The sequence below is a fragment of the Allobosea massiliensis genome, assembly GCF_042655245.1.
GTDB lineage: Bacteria > Pseudomonadota > Alphaproteobacteria > Rhizobiales > Beijerinckiaceae > Allobosea > Allobosea massiliensis.
In genome coordinates, this window is sequence record NZ_JBHSLU010000149.1 from 29554 (window position 1) to 31272 (window position 1719).

General features: G+C 61.1%; 1 protein-coding gene and 2 pseudogenes. 1 reads left to right on the top strand and 2 read right to left on the bottom strand.

What is annotated here, in order from left to right:
* A pseudogene (locus ACFPN9_RS28715) lies at positions 1-286 on the top strand (transposase); the annotation flags it as partial.
* Between the two features lie 250 nt (positions 287-536).
* Here ACFPN9_RS28715 and ACFPN9_RS28720 read toward each other — a convergent pair.
* Together ACFPN9_RS28720 and ACFPN9_RS28725 are read right to left on the bottom strand one after the other, a co-directional pair.
* Entirely contained in the window at positions 537-1568 is a 1032-nt protein-coding gene (locus ACFPN9_RS28720) for an IS110 family RNA-guided transposase (RefSeq protein WP_067995668.1), read from the bottom strand.
* A 51-nt stretch (positions 1569-1619) separates the two neighbouring features.
* A pseudogene (locus ACFPN9_RS28725) lies at positions 1620-1719 on the bottom strand (IS5/IS1182 family transposase); the annotation flags it as partial.

The following is a 1719-nucleotide window of genomic DNA, read 5'->3' on the forward strand; positions in this document are numbered from 1 at the left end:
TTCGAATGTCGCTGGACAGATGGTGGCGCAGACGCACGAGGCGGGCGTCACGGTCAGCCTTGTCGCCCGTCGGTGCGGGGTGTCGCCGAACCAGCTTTTCACCTGGCGGCGGCTTGCCGAGCAAGGTGCGCTGACCGCGACGATGGCCGAGGAGGAGGTTGTCCCGGCGTCGGCCTTCCGGGCTCAACAGGAGCAGATACGCGAGTTGCAGCGCCTCCTGGGCAAGAAGACGCTTGAGGTGGAAATCCTGAAGGACGCCCTCGAACTGGCGGAGGATATAAAACGTATGGCCCGCCCCGTCTGCAAGAGGATTCTACGGCGTTCTGATCTCAGTCTGCGTCAACGTATACGGTCTTGTGAGCACGCTCACAGCCAAGATGGACATCCGCGCGTTCAGAGCCCCATAAAAACGACGGCATTTAATGCCATTTTTATACTCGGGCTTTCCAAACGCCGATCGACTGATCAGGCCATCTTCACGATCCTTCCTGCAAACCTCGTTGGGCTACATGCGCGGTTGCACGTGGCCGATCAGATCATGCTGCTGCCAAGTAGCCACGTTCAAAGCGCGTCTCCTTGCGCAGGGTAGCCCAGGCAATCCTCGCCAGCTTGTTGGCCAGGGCCACCACCACGGCATTGCGGTGAACGCCTCGCTCGATCATGGCCTTGAGCCATCGCCCCATGGGTGTGTCGCTGTTTGAAAGCGACGGTAATGCCGCACGCGCACCGTGGATGAGCAAAGTGCGCAGATAGGTGTTGCCGCGCTTGGATATGCCCAGCAGTCGAGCTTTGCCGCCCGTACTGTACTGCCGGGGAACCAACCCGAGCCATGCGCCCAGGTCGCGGGCCTTGGCAAAGCTACTCGCATTGCCCACCGCAGCGATCAGGGCCGTCGCGTTGAGCGCGCCGACGCCCGGGATAGATGTCAGCCTTCTCGCCGCCGCGTCGTGACGCGCCAATTCGACGAACTCGCCATTCAGCGCCGTGATCTTCGCGTCGAGTTCCTTCCATTCGACGCAAAGCTCGCCGACCAGTTGGCGCACGCGCGGGGACAACAGGCCGTCATCCTCGGCCAGCAGGTCATCGACACCCAGCTCAAGTTTGCGGCGCCCTGCCGGAAATGTCACTCCGCGTTCCAGCAGGATCGCGCGCAGTTGATTGATGAGACTGGTTCGCTCGGCAACCAGGCGCGAACGCACCCGGTGCAGCGTCTGGATGTCCAACTGCTCCTGGCTCTTGAGTTCAATAAAACGCATCGTCGGCCGCGACGCGGCCTCGGCGATCCCCTCGGCATCGCGATCATCGTTTTTCTGGGCTTTGATATAGGGGCGAACATACTCAGGCGACATCAGCCGGATCTCGTGCCCTTGCGCCGCGAACAGGCGACCCAAATGATGGGCACCGCAGCACGCTTCCATCGCCACCACGCAGGCCGGTAGCTTCGTCACATAGTCGATCAGCGTCTGCCGACGCATTGTTCGACGGACGACTACTGCACCGGCCGCGTTCACGCCGACCACACTGCAAGAGTTCTTGCCCAGATCAACGCCGAGGATCACAATAGACATTGGCTCGCTCCTTTCCTTCCTTCATCGACGGCATCATACAAGAGGCCGGGATTAGGCCGTCGACTCATTACCGCGTAGCCAGATCCTGACGCATACGAGCTTGAGGCTTGCGAGGAAGTTTTCCGCGAGCTTGTCGTAGCGTGTGGCGACG